Origin of the sequence: Sulfitobacter sp. HI0040 (genome assembly GCF_001634885.1) — a bacterium.
Taxonomy (GTDB): Bacteria; Pseudomonadota; Alphaproteobacteria; order Rhodobacterales; family Rhodobacteraceae; genus Sulfitobacter.
Genome location: NZ_LWEX01000504.1, coordinates 1 through 249, shown reverse-complemented (window position 1 = coordinate 249; position 249 = coordinate 1). Strand labels below are relative to the sequence as shown.

Here is a 249-nt window from a genome sequence, read left to right as displayed (position 1 = left end):
GTCCACATGCGCGTAGTGGCGTGCTTCGGTCTCGTATTCCACGTGCGCGGTGGAGATCGTGATGCCGCGGGCCTTCTCTTCGGGCGCGCCGTCGATCTGGTCGTAGGCGCGGAAGTCGCCGAAGTACTTCGTGATCGCCGCCGTCAGCGTCGTCTTGCCGTGGTCAACGTGACCGATCGTGCCGATGTTTACGTGCGGCTTGTTACGTTCAAACTTTGCCTTTGCCATGGTGGGCGCCCTTTGCATTGA

General features: G+C 61.0%; 1 protein-coding gene. It reads right to left on the bottom strand.

The window, feature by feature from the left end:
* On the bottom strand, positions 1 to 228 hold a 228-nt coding region (locus A3728_RS19810), incomplete at its 3' end, for a GTP-binding protein (protein WP_236630573.1).
* Between the last annotated feature and the right edge of the window lie 21 nt (positions 229 to 249).